Source organism: Pseudomonas sp. ICMP 460 (genome assembly GCF_002723595.1).
Lineage (GTDB): Bacteria > Pseudomonadota > Gammaproteobacteria > Pseudomonadales > Pseudomonadaceae > Aquipseudomonas > Aquipseudomonas kitaguniensis.
In genome coordinates, this window is the sequence record NZ_LKBR01000026.1 from 63,407 (window position 1) to 67,732 (window position 4,326).

Annotated in this window: 3 protein-coding genes; 2 read left to right on the plus strand and 1 reads right to left on the minus strand. The window is 58.5% G+C overall.

What is annotated here, in order from left to right:
* Window positions 1-120 precede the first annotated feature (120 nt).
* Both macA and AO240_RS18465 read left to right on the plus strand, forming a co-directional pair.
* On the plus strand, window positions 121-1,272 hold the full coding sequence (gene macA / locus AO240_RS18460; protein WP_099238136.1) for a macrolide transporter subunit MacA: 1,152 nt from the start codon (window positions 121-123) through the stop codon (window positions 1,270-1,272).
* Window positions 1,273-1,275: 3 nt separating this feature from the next.
* Complete coding sequence (locus tag AO240_RS18465; RefSeq protein WP_099238138.1) at window positions 1,276-3,234, plus strand: MacB family efflux pump subunit; 1,959 nt, start codon at window positions 1,276-1,278, stop codon at window positions 3,232-3,234.
* Window positions 3,235-4,039: 805 nt separating this feature from the next.
* On the opposite strand, the gene AO240_RS28750 is transcribed toward AO240_RS18465, so the two are convergent.
* On the minus strand, window positions 4,040-4,326 hold a 287-nt coding region (locus AO240_RS28750), incomplete at its 5' end, for a hypothetical protein (protein ID WP_218244395.1).

Here is a 4,326-nt window from a genome sequence, read left to right on the forward strand (position 1 = left end):
GGCCGCCGGGAGCGTTCCCACGCGCTGCGCGGGAATGCCGCCGCGCACGCTCTGCGTCCGGTTTAAGGCGCCTGTGCATCGATCAACACGCCCAACCCAACTCACTCTGTAGAGTCATTTATGCCTAAGTCGAAATTCCGCAAGTTCGCACTGCTCGCACTGCTGCCCGTCGCCATCGGCCTCGCCGTTTATGCGCTTCAGGCCCCGGCCGACGCGCCGCAATACCTGACCGCCCCGGTTGAACGCGGCGACATCGAAAACGCCGTGTTAGCCACCGGCTTGCTCGAAGGCGTCAAACAAGTCGACGTCGGCGCGCAGGTCTCCGGCCAATTGAAATCGCTTAAAGTAAAGGTCGGCGACAAGGTAAAAAAAGGCCAATGGCTCGCCGAAATCGACCCGCTGATCCTGCAAAATACCCTGCGCAAAGCCCAGGTCGACGAAGAAAACCTGCAGGCCCAACGCCGCGCCACCGCGGCTCAACTCAAGCAGGCCAAGGCCGTTTACCAACGCTACAAACACCTGCAGGACGACGCGTCGGTGTCGCGCCAGGACTTCGAAGAGGCCGAGTCGACCTTTCAGGTGCAGCAAGCCAACCTGTTGTCCCTGGACGCGCAGATCAAAAGCGCGCATATCCAGATCGACACCGCCAAGGTCAACCTGGCTTATACGCGCATCATCGCGCCCATCGACGGTGATGTGGTGGGCATCGTCACCCAGGAAGGCCAGACCGTCATCGCCAACCAACTGGCGCCGGTACTGCTCAAGCTGGCGGACCTGGACACCATGACCGTCAAGGCCCAAGTGTCGGAGGCGGATGTGATTCACATCAGCCCCGGCCAACAGGTGTATTTCACCATCCTCGGTGAGCCCGAGAAGCGCTACTACGCGCAGTTGCGCGGCACAGAACCCGCGCCGCAAAACTTTCTCGAAAGCCAAACCGCCGGCACCCCCAAGCAGAACACCGCAGTGTTCTACAACGCGTTGTTCGACGTGCCCAACCCCGACCATCGCTTGCGCATCGCCATGACCGCCCAAGTGCGCGTGGTGCTTGATACGGCGAAGGCTACGCTGACGGTGCCGGTGGCGGCGCTCGGCGCGCGCAATGCCGACGGCAGTTACTCGCTGCGCGTGCTGGATGCCAAAGGCGCGGCGGTGTCACGTGAGGTGAAAACCGGGATCAACAACAACGTCAAGGTGCAGATTCTGCAGGGCCTGGTCGAGGGCGATAAAGTCGTCATCGGCGACGCAACGCCTGCTGTGGCGGGGAGCTGACGCATGGCTCAAGCACTGTTGGAACTCAAGGGCATCACCCGCAGTTTCATGGCCGGCGAGCGCGAGTTTATTGCGCTCAAGGGCATCGACCTGAGCATTCAGGCCGGCGAGATGCTGGCGATCATCGGCGCCTCGGGTTCAGGCAAATCCACGCTGATGAACATCCTCGGCGGCCTCGATTACGCCACCGCCGGCAGCTACAAGATCAACGGCATCGAAACCCGTTCACTGGCGGATGAGCAGTTGGCGGAACTGCGCCGCGATTACTTCGGTTTTATCTTCCAGCGCTATCACCTGCTGGCGCACCTGAGTGCGCTGCACAACGTGGAAATGCCGGCAATCTATGCCGGTACGCCGCAGGCCCAGCGCCATAGCCGCGCGCAGGATTTGCTCACGCGCCTGGGCCTGGCGGGGCATATCGGCCACCGGCCGAGCCAGTTGTCTGGCGGCCAGCAACAGCGTGTGAGTATTGCGCGGGCCTTGATGAACGGCGGTGAAGTGATCCTCGCCGACGAACCCACCGGCGCCCTCGACACCCACAGCGGCAAAGAGGTGATGCGTATTCTCGCCGAGCTGCACGCCGCCGGGCACACGGTAATTATCGTTACGCACGACCCCACGGTGGCAGCGAATGCCCAGCGCATCGTCGAGGTCTGTGACGGCGAGATCGTCAGCGACAAGGCCAATCAAAGCGTTGGCCTGGAAGTGCCCAGCGAAGCCCCGATTGAGCCCAGGCGCAGCGGCGCGCGGCATTTGGTGGCAAGCCTTGGGTTGTTCAAAGAGGCCTTCAACATGGCCTGGGTCGCGCTGATCTCGCATCGCATGCGCACCTTGCTGACCATGCTCGGTATTGTCATCGGCATCACCTCGGTGGTGTCGATCTCGGCCATCGGCGAAGGCGCCAAGCGCTACGTGCTTAAAGACATCCAGGCAATCGGCAGCAACACCATCGATATTTTTTCGGGCACCAGTTTTGGTGACAGCCGCGCGTCGGCGATCGAGACGCTGATGCCCTCGGACGTCGACGCGCTGAACCAGCTGTACTACGTCGACAGCGCCACGCCGGTGGTGGGCCGTAACCTGTTGCTGCGCTTCGGCAATATCGACCTGGACGCGCAGGTGAATGGCGTCAGTGACCGTTACTTCAATGTGAAAGGGCTGAAACTCGAAGCCGGGATTTCCTTCAGCGAAAGCGATGCGCGGCGCCAGGCGCAGGTCGTGGTGATTGACCACAACACACGTCAGCGCCTGTTCGGGCCGACGGTCGACCCGTTGGGCCAGGTGATTCTGGTCGGCAAGCTGCCCTGCACGGTGATTGGCGTGGCGGCCGAGAATAAAAACATGTTCGCCGCGAACAAGTCGCTGAACGTCTGGGTGCCGTATGAAACAGCGGCGGGGCGCCTGTTGGGGCAACGCCATTTGGACAGCATCACCGTGCGCATCAAGGACGGCCAACCGAGCAAGGTGGTCGAAGACAACGTCAATAAACTCATGCTGCAACGCCACGGCAGCAAGGACTTCTTCACCAATAACCTCGACAGCATTATGCAGACGGTGCAGAAAACCAGCCGTTCGCTGGCGCTGTTATTGTCGCTGATCGCCGTGATCTCATTGTTGGTGGGCGGCATCGGGGTGATGAATATCATGTTGGTGTCAGTCACCGAACGTACCCGCGAGATTGGCATTCGCATGGCGGTGGGCGCGCGACAGTCGGATATTCGTCAGCAGTTTTTGGTGGAGGCGGTGATGGTATGCCTGATCGGCGGGATGATCGGTATTTCGCTGTCCTTTGCGATCGGCTACCTGTTTTCGTTGTTTGTGAAAGAGTGGGAGATGGTGTTTTCGCTGGGCTCGATTGTCACCGCGTTTGCCTGTTCGACGATGATTGGCATTGTGTTTGGGTTTGTGCCGGCGAGGAATGCGGCGCGGTTGGACCCTATAGAGGCGTTGGCACGTGATTGATGCTTGAGGTCGAGTGTATGTCCGTCGTTTTTGTGATGGCTTAAATGGGTTCTGCCCTCACTGCGGGTCACTGTTGACTGGGCCGGAATGCCGGCCCAGTCTGAGTGGTTGAAGCAGATCAAAGGCGGCTTTTGCATACACAGCAGACCTGCTTCTGCTTTTTGTGGGAGCGGGCTTGCTCGCGATTACGGTATGTCAGATAAGTATTTTTCAACTGACACACCGTAATCGCGAGCAAGCCCGCTCCCACAGTTTGACCATATTCTGCCTGTGGGATTGGGCCGGCATTCTGCCCTCACGGCGGGTCACTTTTGACAGGGCCGGAAAGCCGGCCCAGTCTGAGTGGTTGAAGCAGATCAAAGGCGGCTTTTGCATACACAGCAGATCTGCTTTTGCTTTTTGTGGGAGCGGGCTTGCTCGCGATTGCGGTATGTCAGATAAGTATTTTTCAACTGACACACCGTAATCGCGAGCAAGCCTGCACCCACAGGTTGACCATATTCTGCCTGTGGGATTGGGCCGGCTTCCGGCTCTATCAAATACGGCTTTTGCATACACAGCAGATCTGCTTCTGCTTTTTGTGGGAGCGGGCTTGCTCGCGATTGCGGTATGTCAGATAAGTATTTTTCAACTGACACACGGTAATCGCGAGCAAGCCCGCTCCCACAGGTTGACCAGATTCTGCCTGTGGGATTGGGCCGGCTTGCGCTCTATCAAATACGGCTTTTGCATACACAGCAGACCTGCTTCTGCTTTTTGTGGGAGCGGGCTTGCTCGCGATTGCGGTATGTCAGATAAGTATTTTTCAACTGACACACCGTAATCGCGAGCAAGCCCGCTCCCACAGTTTGACTATATTCTGCCTGTGGGATTGGGCCGGCTTGCGCTCTATCAAATACGGTTTTTGCATACACAGCAGATCTGCTTTTGCTTTTTGTGGGAGCGGGCTTGAATTCTGCCTGTGGGATTGGGCCGGCTTGCGCTCTATCAAATACGGTTTTTGCATACACAGCAGATCTGCTTTTGCTTTTTGTGGGAGCGGGCTTGCTCGCGATTGCGGTATGTCAGATAAGTATTTTTCAACTGACACAC